The sequence below is a fragment of the Acinetobacter sp. YH16038 genome (genome assembly GCF_013417275.1).
Taxonomy (GTDB): Bacteria; Pseudomonadota; Gammaproteobacteria; order Pseudomonadales; family Moraxellaceae; genus Acinetobacter.
This window is the reverse complement of sequence record NZ_VPEG01000005.1, coordinates 86,720-102,346: the sequence shown is the minus strand read 5'-3', so window position 1 is coordinate 102,346 and position 15,627 is coordinate 86,720. Positions and strand designations below refer to the sequence as shown.

The following is a 15,627-nucleotide window of genomic DNA, read 5'->3' as shown; positions in this document are numbered from 1 at the left end:
AATGAATCTGGTTAGTTTTCAGTATAGAATGCGCCTATCTTTCGATAAACAGGTTCAGACAGATGCTATTGGAAAAAATGTTGCAATCACAAGGTTTCGGTTCACGAAAACATTGTCAGCAACTGATTAAAAATGGTGCTGTTTCGATTCAGGGCGAACTCATCGATAACCCCAAGCATAAGCTGAATCTGCAAGATCTGACTTTTAGCGTCTATGGTCATGAGTATCGCTATCGGGAAAAAGTATATATCGCGCTCAACAAGCCTCAAGATTATGAATGCTCACATCAGGCTACTCATCATTTCAGTGTATTTGATCTGTTTGATGAAATCCTGTTAAACCGTGGAATTCAATGTGTAGGTCGTCTCGATCAGGACACTACCGGACTGTTATTGCTGACGGATGATGGTCAGTTTTTACAAGCGTTGACCCATCCTAAGAAACATGTGGCGAAAGTCTATCAGATGACTACTGCCGATCCCGTAACAGATGAGCAGATTCAACAGCTTGAACAGGGTGTGGAATTGAGAAATGAAAAAGGCACCTTTGCTGCTACAGATATTGTCCGTCTGGATGAAAATCGTCTGCAAATGACGATTCATCAAGGGGTTTATCATCAGGTGAAACGTATGCTGGCAGCTGTTGGCAATAAAGTGGAGCAGCTGCATCGTGCCCAGATTGGTGCATTGGCCTTGAATGAACTGGCAATAGGGGAGTGGACCTATCTGGACGCAGAACAAGTGGCACAAGCAAAATTCCGTACCGAATAAAGTCTGGGATTTATTTCAGGAAACAATGGAAAGTCACGAATTCATTGTCCTGAATAAATCCAAGTGACTCATAAAGTTTATGTGACTGATAATTGGTTTTTTGCGTTTCCAGGCTGATTCGAAGCGCATTTTCATGTCGGGCAAACAAGATAGCAGTGTCAATCAGTTGCTTGGCTGCACCATGCCGGCGATAAGGCGGGCTAATATAGACATCGTCCAGCACATAATAAGTAGAACATGCGACTGAGGAAAATCTTAAATACAGCAGAATAAATCCGGTAAAAATATCATCCTTGGTATTGATAAAAATGACAGTTTGACCATCTTCAAAACGCTGCTTCAGAAACTCGTAAGATAAATCCAGATTGGAAGAAGTACCATAAAATTGACGGTACTCATCAAATAAAACGGCCAGGTTAGGTAGATCTTCTGACTGGGCACGTCGCACGATCATCGGCTTACTCCATGTTAATTTTATTATTTATCATTAACATCAAGCATAGCGAAGTTTGAAAGGAGTGAAACTTAAGAATTGTTCGTAAATGCAACAATGTTAAATTTTGTCGCTTTCACCTAAAATAGCATTCAGTTCTTCAAATAAATCAAAATGATCATCATCCAGATTCATCTCCTGATGATCTTCAGAAACGGCTGTAGCACTTGGACTTGAGGCTTGTTCTGCCTTAAGTTCATTCTGTTTCTGCTTGCGTAACTTGATCAGCTGTTCCAGATTAATATTCTGATTTTCAATCGAGAAGGGGATTGATTTGGTCAGAACCACCTGTTTAAAAAAAAGACGAACTGCCTGAGCCGGCGTAATCCCCAATTGTTTAAATACTGCAAATGCCTGTTTCTTCTCTTGGGAATCCAGGCGAATTTGATAAACTTCAGTTTTTCTCATAATATTTTCAAAGCTTTAAATTACTTAACTTTTCGCCTTATTCTAATCGATAACTTCGGGATTTCAATCCTCAAGTTGCCGTTTTTAGAAAATAATCTGTAATGACAAGAGATTTACAGTGTCAATTCAAGTTCAGAGCTAAATTGCATCTGCTTTTGGGTAACGGGATCCGTAAACTGAATGTGTTTGGCCAGTAGCTGTAAAGGTGCAGAAAAATCATCATCCGCCTTATGGGAAACCTGCGGATAAAAAGGATCATTCTGGATCGGAATCCCCAAATGACTTAAATGTACCCTTAACTGATGCTGCTTTCCTGTATGCGGTTTTAGCTCATATTTGCCCCATTGCTGATCATGTTGCAGCAATTGAATTTCGGTTTCGCTATTAGGTTCTCCTTCTACCACCTGCATGGTATAAAAGGGCTGGCCTTTCTCCATTTTCAGCTTTGTGATGAGCGGAAAACTTAAATCATCACGATAAGCCGCAATCGCATGATAGGTTTTCTGTACCTGCCGAGTCGCAAACATTTGCTGATAAACGCCACGCGATTGCACACATTTTGAAATCAGCACCACACCTGCCGTTTCACGATCCAATCGATGAATCGGAGTAAGATGTTCATTTCCAGTTTGCTGTTTTAGGCGTACCAGCAAGGTTTCCTGTACATATTGTCCAGTAGGACTCATGGTCAGAAAATGCGGTTTATCAACGACCAGCAGATGTTCATTCTCAAACAGAATCTGATGCTGAAAAGGAACATGCACTTCGTGTGCCAAAAAACGATAATAAAAACAATGAGTATTTGCTTGAAAAGAACTTTCGATGCTTAAGGTATTGCCCTGAGCATCATAAACCAGCCCATTATCGAAACGGGATTGCCATTCGCTTGACTCAATATGTGGAAATTGCGCACAGAGATAGGCATAGACTGTCTTGGGTGAATCAGCTATCGCTTGCAGGAATACTTTACTTGCCGTAACCCCATTCAGCATGGGTGGGTTAAATTCAACAGTCGAAGTCATCACAACGTGGATCTATCTCTGGTCTGGAACGGATGCTGTGAAAAAATACAGTTTCTCACAGAGGTGAATAGGCTTTTAAAGCGTTGCGATGCTATCATAATTATTCTTTTTCATCATGTCGTGAGTAATATGCCTTATTCATTTAATGTCACTTTAAAACATGAAGATGACACCCAAAATCTGGCCAAAGTTCTGGCAAATAATTTTTCTTCGGGCGTTATATATCTGATTGGTGACTTGGGTGCGGGGAAAACTACGCTGACGCGTTATTACTTACAACAACTCGGTCATAAAGGCTCAGTAAAAAGTCCGACTTATACGCTGGTGGAGCCGTATCAGGTGAATGGTCAGGATATCTTTCATTTTGATTTATATCGTCTCAATGACCCTTATGAACTTGAATTGATGGGAATCCGGGATTATTTAGAAACTCCCAATGCGCTATTTTTATTTGAATGGCCTTCTAAGGGTGGCGATGAAATCCCGCAAGCCGATTTAATTATTGAAATTTTAAAATCAGAAGATGAGCTGACCCGTACTGTAAGTCTGATTTCTTCTAATCTGGCATTACAGCAAGCTTTGGAGCGTGAATTCCCAAATGGTTGATGATTTAAGCATACGCCGTATCCGTGCACTTGATCCTGCGCTGGCGAACCAGATTGCCGCAGGTGAGGTGATTGAACGTCCTGCATCTGTGGTCAAAGAGCTGCTGGAGAACTCGATTGATGCAGGTGCGACCGAGCTGATCATCCGGGTGGAACAGGGCGGCAGTACGCTGATTGAAATCATTGACAATGGCCGAGGCATTCATTATGAGGATTTGCCACTGGCTGTGATGCGTCACGCGACCAGTAAGATTCAAACGGCTGAAGAGCTGCATGCGATTACCAGTTTGGGCTTTCGTGGTGAAGCATTGGCCTCGATTGCCGCAGTGTCTCGTCTGACTTTAACCAGTAGCCAGAATGAAGATGGCATTGGCTATCAGGTAGAAGTGAACGGCACGGCTTTTGATCATCAGGATATTCAACCGGTCGCAGCCTCCAAAGGTACCCAGATCCGGGTGCAGGATTTATTCTTCAATGTTCCGGCGCGGCGCAAATTCCTGAAAAAGCCCGGCACTGAATTTGGACATATCGAAGAAATTGTTCGCCGTATGGCTTTAACGCATTTCGATATTCGCTTTGTATTGGAACATAACCAAACCATCAAGCTGAATTTGCCGGTCGCAGATAGTGGAGCTTTGCGTTTTCAACGTGTGCAACAATTACTTGGCCGTCAGTTTACTGAAAATGCTTACTGGATTGATGCAGACAGTATCAATATGCGTTTATCAGGCTGGCTCGGACATCCTTCGGATGCACGGGCTCAAGCCGATTTGCAGTATGTCTATGTGAATGGCCGGATCGTTAAAGATAAGACTATTTCGCACGCTTTGCGTATGGCTTATGATGGTATCCTGCATGGCCATCAGCATGCCGCTTATTTACTGTTTCTGGAAATCGATCCAGAAAGCATCGATGTCAATGTGCATCCAACCAAACATGAAATTCGTTTTCTGAACCAGCGTGAAGTACATGAATTTGTACGACATTATGCCAAGGAAACCCTAGCAAAATTCCAGACTGCGAGCGCTGATCTGGCTGAGGCGATGAAACCTGAGTCTGAAGCTGTTGCGATAACACCTCAGCCACGCTATCAGGAGCAGTTTAGCCTGCATCAGTCCGTAGCCACTCAACCGGTTATTCCAGTCACATCTCCGTATCGTCAGCATGAAGAAGAAGCTTCTGATGTGTTAACGGATTTCGAGTCATCAGGTCCACAAACTGTGCATTATGCGCAGGATTATAATAAGTCATATTCGGGTTCACAGCAGCTGAATAATGCTTTGAAAAGTTATCTCGCGCCTTTAAGAGAAACTGAAACGGAAACTAATACTTCAGCATCGAATACATTTCAGTCACATTTACAAAGTAAAGTAGATGAGCATCCTTTGGGGATTGCGATCGCCCAGCTGCATGGTATTTATATTCTGGCGCAAAATACCGAAGGCTTAATCATCGTAGATATGCATGCGGCGCATGAGCGTATTTTGCTGCAACAGATGAAAATGGCTTGGGATAAACCGGAATTCTGGATATCCCAGCAATTACTGATTCCTAAAGTGGTGAGCATTAGTCGTATGCAAGCCATGCGTGTTGACGAGCTTAAAGATCAACTTGCTCGTTTAGGTCTGGAAATTGACCAGTATGGTGATGAACAGGTCATTGTACGGGGTGTACCGGCCATTTTGCATAAGGCTGATTTTGATGCCTTGATCCCTGAATTACTGAATGATCTGGATCCGAATGATCAGGGGCAAGGGTTAATGCAGAAACGGGATCAGATTCTTGCAGGTATGGCCTGTCATGGTGCGGTACGTGCGCATCGCATGTTGAGCCTGTCTGAAATGAACGCTTTGCTGCGTCAGATGGAACAAACTGAATTTGCGAGCCAATGTAATCATGGTCGTCCAACCTGGCGAGCATTTCCATTGTCTCAACTTGATAAACTTTTCGCTCGAGGAGAGTAGCCTTACATGTCCAATCAACTGCCGGTCATCAATTTAATGGGACCAACTGCAAGCGGTAAAACTGCTTTGGCATGTGAACTATACGAGCAAGGTCATTTTGAGCTGATTTCTGTCGATTCTGCGCTAGTTTATCGGGAAATGGACATTGGTACAGCGAAGCCATCTAAAGAGGAATTAGGGCGCTATCCGCATCATCTGATTGATATTATTAGCCCGCTCGAAGTCTATTCTGCAGCAAACTTTGTCGAAGATGCTTGCCGTCTGATTGGTGATATTCATGCGCGTGGTAAAACACCAATTTTGGTGGGTGGCACCATGCTGTATTTTAAGGCCTTACTTGAAGGCTTGTCTGATAATTTACCAAGTGCAGATTATGCGGTGCGTGCCCAGATCGAAGAGAAAGCCGCTCGTGAAGGGTGGGAAGCGGTGTATGCTGAATTATGTCAGGTAGATCCTTTAGCAGGCCAGAAATTTAAAGTCAGTGATAAACAGAGAATTATCCGTGCATTAGAGGTTTTTAAGCTAACAGGTGAGCCGATTACAAAACTACAAGCAGAACAACCAAAAAATTTACCATATCGTTACAGTTTCCATAATTATGCCTTAATGCCCGATCGGTTAGAATTGCACAAACGTATTGAAAAACGTCTTGAAATTATGTGGAAAAACGGATTTTTAAATGAAGTTAAAGGATTAATGGGAAAATACGATTTTGACGAAAATTTACCCTCAATGCGTTCAGTAGGTTACCGCCAAGCCATAGAATTCTTAAAAAAAGGTGACCTAAGTCATGAAAAACAACGGGAAATGGAGGATAAGGCTTTATTTGCGACACGACAACTTGCCAAACGTCAATATACCTGGTTGAGATCTTTGCAAGAAAAGCATAAATTTACAACATATTTTACGCTCGAGCAGGCCCAAGAAGACTTGCGAAACTGTCACGGATAAAGCAAAATTTGAGTACTATCTTTTTTATAATTTTTAATTGAAAAATAGAGATAGTTTTTTGCGCTGATTTTTAAATTTTTGGAGTTATAACATGTCTAAAGGTCAAACTTTACAAGATCCATTCTTGAATTCTCTCCGTAAGGAACGTATTCCAGTTTCTATCTTCCTGGTAAACGGTATCAAATTACAAGGTCACATCGAGTCTTTTGACCAATACGTTGTATTATTAAAAAATACAGTAAGCCAAATGGTTTACAAACATGCGATTTCTACAGTAGTACCTGCACGTAACCCTCGTCCAGCTGGTGCTCCTGCTGGTTCACAAGGTGCGGGCTTCGGTGGTCAAGGTGGCGCGGGTGGCTTCGGTGGTCAAGGCGCTGCTGGTGGCTTCGGTGGTCAAGGTGGCTTCGGCGGTCAAGGCGCTGGCTTCGGTGGTCAAGGCTTCGGCGGTCAAGGTGGCTTCGGTAGTCAAGGTGGCTTCGGCGGTCAAGGTGGCTTCGGTGGTCAAGGTGCTGGCTTTGGTGGTCAAGGCGCTGGTTTCGGTGGTCAAGGCGCTGGTTTTGATAACGATTCAAAATTTGAAGATTCTTCTGACGACGAAAACAATCGTTAATCGGATCTGAAATAAAAAAGCCTCTTAATAAGAGGCTTTTTTATTGCTTAAAGAATTGAGCCATTAAAAAACCAGCATTATGCTGGCTTTCTTTTCTTAAATTAACGAGCGCGTTTAGGATCTAGCTGAGGATCTTTGATTTCTACATAGGCATTGCTACGGGTTTCACGTAACCAGCTATCTAGCTCAGCATCAAACTGGCGTTCACCCAGGATCTGGCGTGCCATACGTTCCTGATATTCCTGAGTCATATCTTGCTGACGTGTATCGGTCACTTGCAGGATATGCCAGCCAAATTGTGACTGGAACGGTTCACTAATCTGACCCACTGGCGTACTTTTCATACGCTGTTCAAATTCAGGTACCATGACACCTGGGCTGACCCAGCCTAAACTTCCGCCATCACGCGCTGAACCTGTGTCATTAGAGAAAGTAGACGCCAATACTGCAAAATCTTCACCTTGCTTAAGACGCGTATATAAGCTATCAATCATCTGTTTGGCATTTTCTGGGCTAACCACTTCTGATGTTTGAATCAGAATATGACGGGTCTGGTACTGAGGAACCAGTGCTTTCTGCTCACCACCTTTACGCTCTAAAAGTTTCAGGACATGCACGCCATCTGCCGCAGGAATCAGTTCAGATGTTTGACCCGCTTGCAAAGTAGAAACACGTGCAGCGAGTTCGCCTGGGATTTCTGATAAATTTCGCACGCCCATATCAGACGCATCTACTTTAATATCGCCAGTTGAATATTTTTTGCTGATCGCCTGAATATCATTGCTGCTGCTTAAATCATTTCTTACTTGCGCAGCAATCTGTTGAGCATTTTCTCCGGTTATACGTAAATGCAGAACATGTACCTGGCTGCCTAACAGAGCTTGACCTTGCGGTGTATTCAGGAAGTTTTTCACATCCTGATCACTGATCTGGATACGTGAATTTACTGCTTGCTGGCGTAAACGGCTAAGTGCCAGATCTTCAGCAATACGGTTACGTAAAGAGGCATACGTATTCGGCGCGATAGCATCTAGTTTTTGCTGGAAAGCTTCCAAGCTAGGAGAGCCTGACTCACGTGCTACTTTAAGCACTGCTTCATTTAAAGATTTTTCATCTGGACGGATATTGTAGCGTTTGACCTGTTCCAGTTGAGCCTGACGTACAATTAGCTGTTCAAGTGCTTGTTGTTCAAGATAAGGTTGCGGTGGAACAGGCTTGTTTTGCTTTTGTAACTGGTGAGAAATTTCAGCAACGCTTTGTGCCAGATCACTACGCAGAATAGCGCTATTGTCGACAACAGCTACAACTTCATCTTTAGGTTGGGCAACAGCAAAAGTCGTCATCGCTGAAGAAAGACATAGCGCAAGTGCGGTCGCTTTAAAAATTTGTTTTAACTGTTTTGTCTTCATTAACGTTCTGTCCAAGTTTGATTGATATTGTTAAAACCTAGAATACGATTTTCTAGTAATGAGGTTAGCTTGTTGCTCAACCCGCCAAGACCTTTAAGCGTTACTTCAGCCATTACTGCACGTTTCGCTTTCACATCTGGGTCATTGATATCGTCTAGGTCATTGTAGTATGAGCGGCCATAGACAGATACTCCCCAACAGCATGACTCATAGTTTACGCCAAGTAAATATTCACGTGCGACACTATTATCCAGGTCAAATTGCGCATGGCCGACCAGACGCCAGTTATTGGCAATTGGCTGGATAAATGAACCAACCACCTGATCATAACTTTCCTGGCGGTTTGGAATATCTTTACGATAGAAATAGCCTACGTTATATAGATTGCCCTGATCGCCCGTATAATAAACCTGTACATCACGCTGGGCATTGGAGCCATTCGACATCCAGCTAGAATTTAGGTTGACATGCACGTTTTTGTTTAACTGACTTCTAAGCTGAATAACTGGACCAGTATGGCTTTCACGGTCAAATTTATCTGCTTCACGATCTAATGTGACACGGCGATCTTCAAAGAAGAAACTTTGTCCCACACTGGCGCGTAATCGCTCTAAACCTTCTTCATTAAATAAACTGTAACTAAGACCTAAAGAAGCGAAGTTATTGTCTTCTAAGCGGTCATTACCATAGAAGCGGCGTGCACTAAATAATTGGTCATAATTAATTGAGGCTACGACAGAGTCAAAGTTTGGCTGATTGCGCTGATTTTCATACGGTGAATAAGCGTAAAACAGGCGAGGCGTCAAGGTCTGTAAATAGCGACCATCTTTTTCAAAAATTAAACCGGTGTCCAGCGTAAATTGTGGCACTACGATAGAATGATTTTCACTTGATGAGCTGGTTTGATTATTATTAATACGATCAATAGTATCTTGATCATAGAAAGTATTGATATTGCGTAATGTTGCCTGAGGAATGAAGAATGACCAAGGGGTAAAGTGATTATAGCGTACCGAGAAATCATTATAGATGCGTGTACCACTTGGTTGATAGATGGCTTCATCACCGGTATCAATATTTTCGATATTTCTGATGTCTTTCTGGAAATAAGCTGTATCGTTATTAAATTCGTATTGTAAACCCAGTGGGTTACCGGTCTTATAATTCACCAAAAGCTGCGGCAAACGCGCATAAGGGCGGTCTTCATCCAGAACGGCAGGATCAAGCGTCTGGAAATCTTCAACTTTAAATTGAGCTTTTAAGCCGGGGATACCATTTTTATAATTAACTTCCCAAGCACGGCGCAAGTTCAGGTCTGTTTTTGAATCTGGGTTATTATCCAGATCGGCAAAAAAGTCCTTGTCTGATGCGTAATTATATTCAAGATTTGTTAAGAACTGATCGTTGATTTGCCAGTTATGCAGGAAGTGCAGGTCTTTACGGTCTTTATTGCTATAACTTTCATCAGATGGCAGGTAGCCACCCCAAATCCGGCCTTCACCATAGTTTTCTGTTAGATAACGAAACTCGCCATCCAGCATCGCACCACGGTCACTAATATAACGTGGCGTAATGGTCGCATCATATTGTGGTGCCAAATTGAGATAAACCGGCACACCTAATTCCAGGCCGCCATCATTGGTAAATCCGAAAGTTGGCGTCAGAATCCCAGTGGTACGGCGATCATCGATTGGGAAGTTAAAATAAGGAACAGCGAGTACCGGAACATCTTTCACATAGAGCTTGGTATTACGGGTTTCACCGCGACCGGTTTCCTGATTCAGCTTGATTTGATCTGCCTGAATTTTCCAGGTCGGTTTCTGTTCAGGTGGACAGGTGGAATAGGTGGCATTTTCCAGTTCAAGCGTATCGTCAGAGGTTTTGGCAATCTTTTCAGCACGACCATGCGCATGCTGTTCTTCGGCAATGAAGAAACTGTTGTTTAAGTCACCTTGCTGGGTTTTCAGGTTGTAATTGATATCATCGCTTTGCGAAATCAAGCCACCTTGAGCCAATTGGACTTGACCTTCTGCCTTCGCATAAGTTTGAGTCTGATCAATCGTCACGCGTTCCGCACGAATCTGGCGACCTTCCTGATCAATGACCACATTGCCTTCTAAGTAGGAATCACCGGCCGGATTATAATGACCATAGTCTGCAGTAATGGTTGAAGTTGCCTGTTCAGGGTCAATCGTCGGTGCATCAGGTGCAATAGGAGTGACCCAGGCACCTTCACAATAGGCTGAACTGAGATATTTACCTTGACGCTGCTGTGCTTCTGGTGAAGATTTATCCACATAATATTGTGAGAAGAATGCTTCACCGGGATAGGTCTCATTAATGCGCTGTTTGAGTTGTTCCGCATTTACATTGGATGAGTCATTTGATGCAGCATAGCTTGAGACCGAGCTACTACATAAAAGGGTTAAGATCGCAGTCGCTAGAGGGTTTATTTTAAAGTGATGCTTCATTTGTCTCATTAACCAATCATGCTTTTATCGCAATTAATTATTGTCGCATCATAGAGAAAAAGTTGATAAGTAGCTACACTTAGCACTTTAAAAACTCAGCCTGTACTAGAATTTATTGCAAATGAATACTCAACGCGAACAATTGATACAATCTTGGATTGCTTCTGTACTCGGTTCAGATCAATTTGAAACACATTTTTTAGCAGGCGATGCAAGTTTTCGTCGTTATGCACGAATCAAACTGAATAATAAAACATTTATGCTCATGGATGCACCACCAGAAAAAGAAGATTGTGTGCCTTTTGTGACGATTGATGAATTTTTTGATGCCCATGGCGTACGTGTTCCACACATTGTGGCCAAAGACCTGGAAAATGGCTTTTTGCTGCTCGAAGATTTTGGTGATGTGCTGTTATCAAATCTGCTAAATGATCAGACAGTTGATGCCTATTATGAGCAAAGTTTTAAACAGCTGATTCAGCTGCAGTCCATTCCTGGAGAAGGTCAGTTTCCTGCTTATTCTTATGAGAAGCTGATTTCTGAAATGGAGCTGCTGACTGACTGGATGCTGCCTGCTCTAAAAATTCAGCCAACAGAATCAGAGTCCGCTCTGATCAAGCGCACATTTGCGATACTGGCGAATGCTGCTTTGGCACAACCTCAAGTCATTGTGCATCGTGATTTCCATAGCCGTAACCTGATGAAAATCGAAAATGAAACCGAACTGGGTATGATTGATTTTCAGGATGCAGTGATTGGTGCTGACACCTATGACCTGATCTCTATTACCCGTGATGCCTATGTGCAGTGGAATGCAGATCGCGTGTATCGCTGGTTTAAAGTGTTCTATGATCTGTTACCAGCAGCGGCAAAACAGGACCGTGATTTCGAACAGTTTAAAAAAGATGCGGATATGATGGCCATTCAGCGTCATATCAAGATTTTAGGTATTTTTGTCCGCTTGTTTGAGCGAGATGGTAAATCTGGCTATCTAAAAGACCTGCCACGTGTGATGTGGTATCTACTGGAAGAAACTAAAGATTATCCAGAGTTACAGCCATTTATGCAGTTTATTCATGAAAAAGTGATGCCTGCTTTTGAAGCAAAATATGGTTCATACGAGGTAGCGGCTTAAATGAAAGCGATGATTCTCGCGGCTGGCTTGGGCAACCGCATGCGTCCTTTAACTTTGCATACGCCAAAACCTTTACTAGAAGTGGGTGGTAAGCCGCTAATTGTCTGGCATATTGAAAAACTGGCTGCGATGGGCGTGAATGAAGTTGTCATTAATACGGCTTGGTTAGGTGAAAAACTGGCTCAGGCGTTGGGTGATGGTTCACAGTTTGGTGTCAAGATTTTATGGTCACATGAAGGTGAAGGTCTGGAAACAGCCGGTGGCATTATTAATGCTTTACCACTGCTTGGTGATGAGCCTTTCATTTTGGTCAATGGCGATGTCTGGACAACCATGGACTTTGCACCTTTATTGAATGTTGAGCTGGGTGAAAATTTGGCACATCTGGTATTGGTACAAAACCCGGAACAGCATCCAAACGGTGATTTCACGCTTGCTGACGGCAAGGCTTATACCTTTGATCAGCAGATCAGTGGTGAAAATCTGACTTTTAGCGGTGTATCAGTGATTCATCCGAAAATGTTTGCAGGCTTAGAGGCTGGAAAGCGTCCTTTGGCACCATTATTAAAAGCAGCAATGCTGGAAAATAAGATTGCTGCCTCTAAATTGACAGGCATTTGGGTAGATGTAGGAACGCCTGAGCGTTTGAATGCACTGGATTCAATGATCCGTGAAGGGAAGTCTGCTTAAGTGAATATTCACTAAGCACTCCCTACTGTGCCAATATAGAGAAAACGGTATACTTCCACTTAACTTTTTCGAGCGTTGATTGTTTATGCACACGTTTTTTCAAGAACTAAAGCAGGGTAGCCAGGCTTTAGGTTTAGAGCTGTCGGATGAAGCTTTAAATTTATTACTCAAGTACCAGGATGCTTTGGTACTGTGGAATAAAGCATACAATTTGACTGCAATCCGTGATCCTAAGGAAATGCTGGTTAAGCATCTGCTTGACAGTCTAAGCATTCTAAAGGACTTGCCTGCAGGTCGTTTGCTCGACATCGGGACTGGTGGTGGTATGCCGGGCATGATCATTGCTTTATGTCAGCCTGTGCGTGAATGTGTACTACTGGATTCAAACGGTAAAAAAATTCGTTTCCTGAAGCAGTTTATTGCAGACCTAAAATTAAAAAATGTCATTGCAGTACAAACCCGTGTAGAAAATGAAGACAGTATCAATGAGCTGGGTCAGTTTGATGTGATTACCAGTCGTGCATTTGCTTCATTGACAGATTTTGTGAATGCGTCTAAACCGTATATGCATGAGCAGAGTATTATTGCTTCCATGAAAGGTTTGATTCCTGAAGAGGAAGTGGCAGCATTAAAAGATGAATTTAGCTGTCAGATTATTGAACTGAAGGTTCCGCGCTTGGACGAACAACGTCATTTACTTCTATTAAAACGTATTTAAAATTTTTGAAGGATCGGGGTCAACATGGCACAAATTATTGCGATTGCCAACCAGAAAGGTGGTGTCGGTAAAACCACAACCGCAGTAAATTTGGCGGCATCTCTCGCTGTGCTAAAAAAACGCGTTTTGCTTGTGGATATGGATTCTCAAGGTAACGCGACCATGGGGTCGGGGATTCAGAAAAATGACCTGCTGTATTCAGTGACTGATGTATTGCTGGGTGAAGTGCCGATTGAAACTGCGATCACCAAGGCTGAAGTTGGATACAAGGTTTTAGGGGCAAACCGTGACCTGGCTGGTGTGGAGCTGGCGATTGCTGAGCAAAAAGGCCGTGAATTTATTTTGCGTGAAGCTTTGCAGGAAATTGAATCCTCATTCGACTATATTATTGTTGATTGTGCACCAAGCTTAAGCTTGATTACCGTGAATGCACTGGCAGCGGTGGATGGCGTGATTATTCCGATGCAATGCGAATATTATGCTCTCGAAGGCCTGGCTGATCTGACACAAACCATTGACCGCATTCAGCAAGCACTTAATCCAGATCTGCAGATCGTGGGTGTATTGCGTACCATGTATGATGCTCGAAATGCCTTGACCCGTGATGTTTCAGAAGAGTTAAAGCAATATTTTGGTAAAAAACTTTATGAAACCGTGATTCCACGGAATATCCGTCTGGCTGAAGCGCCGGCACATGGTCTACCAGTGATTTATTTTGAAAAAAGTTCAAAGGGTGCAGTTGCTTACTTAAATCTGGCAGCTGAAGTATTAAAGAAAAGCAAAGTGAAAAAAGGAAGTAAAGCATGACCGTCAAGAAACGTGGACTCGCCAAAGGTCGTGGTTTAGATGCCTTGCTGGGATCAATTCAAAAAGAAAAATTACAACTCGAAGCACAAGGTCTTGATCATGGTCAGTTGAAACAGATTGATGTCAATCTGCTGAAACGTGGTGAATATCAGCCACGTCGCTATATCAATGAGCAGGATCTGCAGGAACTGGCCGCATCGATTGAAAAGCATGGCATCATGCAGCCAATCGTGATCCGTCCGGTCGATGATGAACGCTATCCATACGAGATTATTGCGGGTGAGCGTCGCTGGCGTGCGGCACAACTAGCAGGCCTGACTGAAGTTCCTGCGATTGTGCGTGAGTTGAATGATCAGGTGGCAATCGCGCTGGCTCTGATTGAAAACATTCAACGTCAGGACCTAAACCCGATTGATCAGGCGATGGCTTTGCAGCGTTTCCATGACGAATTTGGTTTAAGCCATCAGGAAATTGCGGATACCGTCGGTAAGGCGCGTACCACAGTGAGCAATTTGCTGCGTCTGCTAACTCTGGCTGAAGAAGTAAAAGACTTTATGCAGCAGGGCCTGCTGGATATGGGACATGCACGTGCCATCCTGACTTTGAAGGCTAAAGATCAGCTTAAAGTTGCTGAGATGGTCATTGAAAAGAGTCTGTCAGTACGCCAAACCGAACAGTTGGTACGCGACTACAATGCACCGAAAACAGAAAAACCAAAAGCAGCGATTGCGCCAGACATTCAGCAGTTGACTCAGCGTCTGTCTGAGCGCTTTAGTGCGGATGTTAAAATTGACTACAACAAGCAAGGGAAAGGCAAGCTGGTCATTAGCTATCATTCTTTAGAAGAGCTGGACGGGATTCTTTCGATCCTGGGCGATGAATAATTAATTTAAAATTTGTTTTTATTGGGGAATAAATCAGATGTGGGAATTGGTTAAAGCAGGCGGCTGGTTGATGCTGCCGCTGGTATTGTGTTCGATATTTATGCTAGCGATCTCGGTCGAGCGCTTCATTCGTTTAAAAAAGAGTCTGGTACTGCCCAACTCACTTCTGATGGGTCCTGCACAAAATGCAGACCAAGCTATGCAAAAGCTGCAACAAAGTTCAGCTTTGAAAAACAGTACTTTGGGTCGTGTATTTACTGCTGGTTTTGAAGCGTGTCACCAGTCTGAGCAATATGCTCGTGCCCAGATGGAAGTGGTAGCTTCACAGGAAATTGGCTATCTGGAAAAGAATATTAATTTTCTGGGTACTTTGAGTGCAGTAGCACCTCTACTCGGTTTGCTCGGTACAGTGATTGGAATTATTGAATCATTTTTAATGATTGATGTCGGTACTAATAGTGACCCAGTATTAATGATGCCGGGTATTTCCAAAGCACTGATCACGACAGCAGCGGGTATGCTGATTGCTATTCCTGCTTTATTTGCACATCGTTATTTCCAGCGTCTGGTTCAGGAATATGTAGCGGAACTTGAGCAGCAAGCAACGTTATTTCATGCCAACCTGTTCTATTTAAATGCTTCAGATGATGTAGAAGAACGCATCAAGAAAGCAAGCTAGGAGCAGGG

At 43.1% G+C, this 15,627-nt stretch carries 16 protein-coding genes; 11 read left to right on the top strand and 5 right to left on the bottom strand.

All coding sequences use genetic code 11. The annotated features are described in order from the left end of the window. The first annotated feature begins 62 nt into the window (after positions 1 to 62). Entirely contained in the window at positions 63 to 770 is a 708-nt protein-coding gene (locus FTV34_RS03095; RefSeq protein ID WP_180068824.1) for a pseudouridine synthase, read from the top strand. A gap of 10 nt (positions 771 to 780) precedes the next feature. Here FTV34_RS03095 and FTV34_RS03090 read toward each other — a convergent pair whose 3' ends face one another. The 3 genes from FTV34_RS03090 to FTV34_RS03080 all read right to left on the bottom strand — a co-directional run bounded on the left by FTV34_RS03090 (position 781) and on the right by FTV34_RS03080 (position 2,693). Continuing rightward, positions 781 to 1,224: a GNAT family N-acetyltransferase gene (locus FTV34_RS03090; RefSeq protein ID WP_004784033.1), complete on the bottom strand. Its 444-nt coding sequence runs from the start codon at positions 1,222 to 1,224 to the stop codon at positions 781 to 783. Positions 1,225 to 1,323: 99 nt separating this feature from the next. Beyond that, complete coding sequence (locus tag FTV34_RS03085) at positions 1,324 to 1,671, bottom strand: type II toxin-antitoxin system RelB/DinJ family antitoxin (protein ID WP_180068822.1); 348 nt, start codon at positions 1,669 to 1,671, stop codon at positions 1,324 to 1,326. Between the two features lie 113 nt (positions 1,672 to 1,784). Further along, positions 1,785 to 2,693, bottom strand: coding sequence for an RluA family pseudouridine synthase (locus FTV34_RS03080; RefSeq protein WP_180068877.1), 909 nt, complete (start codon positions 2,691 to 2,693; stop codon positions 1,785 to 1,787). Between the two features lie 129 nt (positions 2,694 to 2,822). Here FTV34_RS03080 and tsaE point away from each other — a divergent pair, with 129 nt between their 5' ends. The 4 genes from tsaE to hfq all read left to right on the top strand — a co-directional run bounded on the left by tsaE (position 2,823) and on the right by hfq (position 6,826). After that, positions 2,823 to 3,299 carry a tRNA (adenosine(37)-N6)-threonylcarbamoyltransferase complex ATPase subunit type 1 TsaE gene (gene tsaE, locus FTV34_RS03075; protein WP_180068820.1) on the top strand — a complete coding sequence of 159 codons (477 nt, stop codon included), beginning with the start codon at positions 2,823 to 2,825 and terminating at the stop codon, positions 3,297 to 3,299. Further along, positions 3,292 to 5,262, top strand: a complete 1,971-nt coding sequence (mutL, locus tag FTV34_RS03070) for a DNA mismatch repair endonuclease MutL (protein WP_180068818.1) — start codon at positions 3,292 to 3,294, stop codon at positions 5,260 to 5,262. The genes tsaE and mutL overlap by 8 nt, the downstream gene beginning before the upstream one ends. Positions 5,263 to 5,268: 6 nt before the next feature. Beyond that, positions 5,269 to 6,213 (top strand): tRNA (adenosine(37)-N6)-dimethylallyltransferase MiaA, encoded by a 945-nt coding sequence (gene miaA / locus FTV34_RS03065; protein WP_180068816.1) that lies wholly within the window; start codon positions 5,269 to 5,271, stop codon positions 6,211 to 6,213. Between the two features lie 91 nt (positions 6,214 to 6,304). Further along, entirely contained in the window at positions 6,305 to 6,826 is a 522-nt protein-coding gene (hfq, locus tag FTV34_RS03060; RefSeq protein WP_125279037.1) for an RNA chaperone Hfq, read from the top strand. A 101-nt stretch (positions 6,827 to 6,927) separates the two neighbouring features. Here hfq and FTV34_RS03055 read toward each other — a convergent pair whose 3' ends face one another. After that, positions 6,928 to 8,235, bottom strand: a complete 1,308-nt coding sequence (locus FTV34_RS03055; protein ID WP_166139422.1) for a peptidylprolyl isomerase — start codon at positions 8,233 to 8,235, stop codon at positions 6,928 to 6,930. Continuing rightward, positions 8,235 to 10,706 (bottom strand): LPS export ABC transporter periplasmic protein LptC, encoded by a 2,472-nt coding sequence (gene lptC, locus FTV34_RS03050; protein WP_166139457.1) that lies wholly within the window; start codon positions 10,704 to 10,706, stop codon positions 8,235 to 8,237. The genes FTV34_RS03055 and lptC overlap by 1 nt, the downstream gene beginning before the upstream one ends. Before the next feature lie 121 nt (positions 10,707 to 10,827). On the opposite strand from lptC, the gene FTV34_RS03045 reads away from it, so the two are divergent. The 6 genes from FTV34_RS03045 (at position 10,828) to FTV34_RS03020 (ending at position 15,619) form a co-directional block, all read left to right on the top strand. Continuing rightward, entirely contained in the window at positions 10,828 to 11,841 is a 1,014-nt protein-coding gene (locus FTV34_RS03045) for an aminoglycoside phosphotransferase family protein (protein ID WP_180068814.1), read from the top strand. Beyond that, positions 11,842 to 12,531: an N-acetylmuramate alpha-1-phosphate uridylyltransferase MurU gene (gene murU, locus FTV34_RS03040; protein WP_180068812.1), complete on the top strand. Its 690-nt coding sequence runs from the start codon at positions 11,842 to 11,844 to the stop codon at positions 12,529 to 12,531. 85 nt (positions 12,532 to 12,616) lie between these two features. Then, positions 12,617 to 13,249 (top strand): 16S rRNA (guanine(527)-N(7))-methyltransferase RsmG, encoded by a 633-nt coding sequence (gene rsmG, locus FTV34_RS03035; protein WP_180068810.1) that lies wholly within the window; start codon positions 12,617 to 12,619, stop codon positions 13,247 to 13,249. 24 nt (positions 13,250 to 13,273) lie between these two features. After that, positions 13,274 to 14,056 (top strand): ParA family protein, encoded by a 783-nt coding sequence (locus FTV34_RS03030; protein ID WP_180068808.1) that lies wholly within the window; start codon positions 13,274 to 13,276, stop codon positions 14,054 to 14,056. Continuing rightward, positions 14,053 to 14,940, top strand: coding sequence for a ParB/RepB/Spo0J family partition protein (locus tag FTV34_RS03025; RefSeq protein ID WP_004784018.1), 888 nt, complete (start codon positions 14,053 to 14,055; stop codon positions 14,938 to 14,940). Before FTV34_RS03030 ends, FTV34_RS03025 begins: the two co-directional genes overlap by 4 nt. Positions 14,941 to 14,977: 37 nt before the next feature. Next, a complete protein-coding gene (locus FTV34_RS03020; protein ID WP_125279032.1) occupies positions 14,978 to 15,619 on the top strand; it encodes a MotA/TolQ/ExbB proton channel family protein in 642 nt (213 codons plus the stop codon). Positions 15,620 to 15,627 lie beyond the last annotated feature (8 nt).

Excerpts from the sequence above, each read along its gene's own strand:
- FTV34_RS03085 (WP_180068822.1), bottom strand. The coding sequence starts at position 1,671 with ATGAGAAAAACTGAAGTTTATCAAATTCGCCTGGATTCCCAAGAGAAG.
- FTV34_RS03020 (WP_125279032.1), top strand. The coding sequence starts at position 14,978 with ATGTGGGAATTGGTTAAAGCAGGCGGCTGGTTGATGCTGCCGCTGGTA.
- rsmG (WP_180068810.1), top strand. The coding sequence starts at position 12,617 with ATGCACACGTTTTTTCAAGAACTAAAGCAGGGTAGCCAGGCTTTAGGT.
- mutL (WP_180068818.1), top strand. The coding sequence starts at position 3,292 with ATGGTTGATGATTTAAGCATACGCCGTATCCGTGCACTTGATCCTGCG.
- FTV34_RS03080 (WP_180068877.1), bottom strand. The coding sequence starts at position 2,693 with ATGACTTCGACTGTTGAATTTAACCCACCCATGCTGAATGGGGTTACG.
- FTV34_RS03030 (WP_180068808.1), top strand. The coding sequence starts at position 13,274 with ATGGCACAAATTATTGCGATTGCCAACCAGAAAGGTGGTGTCGGTAAA.
- lptC (WP_166139457.1), bottom strand. The coding sequence starts at position 10,706 with ATGAAGCATCACTTTAAAATAAACCCTCTAGCGACTGCGATCTTAACC.
- FTV34_RS03025 (WP_004784018.1), top strand. The coding sequence starts at position 14,053 with ATGACCGTCAAGAAACGTGGACTCGCCAAAGGTCGTGGTTTAGATGCC.
- hfq (WP_125279037.1), top strand. The coding sequence starts at position 6,305 with ATGTCTAAAGGTCAAACTTTACAAGATCCATTCTTGAATTCTCTCCGT.
- FTV34_RS03090 (WP_004784033.1), bottom strand. The coding sequence starts at position 1,224 with ATGATCGTGCGACGTGCCCAGTCAGAAGATCTACCTAACCTGGCCGTT.
- murU (WP_180068812.1), top strand. The coding sequence starts at position 11,842 with ATGAAAGCGATGATTCTCGCGGCTGGCTTGGGCAACCGCATGCGTCCT.
- FTV34_RS03045 (WP_180068814.1), top strand. The coding sequence starts at position 10,828 with ATGAATACTCAACGCGAACAATTGATACAATCTTGGATTGCTTCTGTA.
- tsaE (WP_180068820.1), top strand. The coding sequence starts at position 2,823 with ATGCCTTATTCATTTAATGTCACTTTAAAACATGAAGATGACACCCAA.
- miaA (WP_180068816.1), top strand. The coding sequence starts at position 5,269 with ATGTCCAATCAACTGCCGGTCATCAATTTAATGGGACCAACTGCAAGC.
- FTV34_RS03095 (WP_180068824.1), top strand. The coding sequence starts at position 63 with ATGCTATTGGAAAAAATGTTGCAATCACAAGGTTTCGGTTCACGAAAA.
- FTV34_RS03055 (WP_166139422.1), bottom strand. The coding sequence starts at position 8,235 with ATGAAGACAAAACAGTTAAAACAAATTTTTAAAGCGACCGCACTTGCG.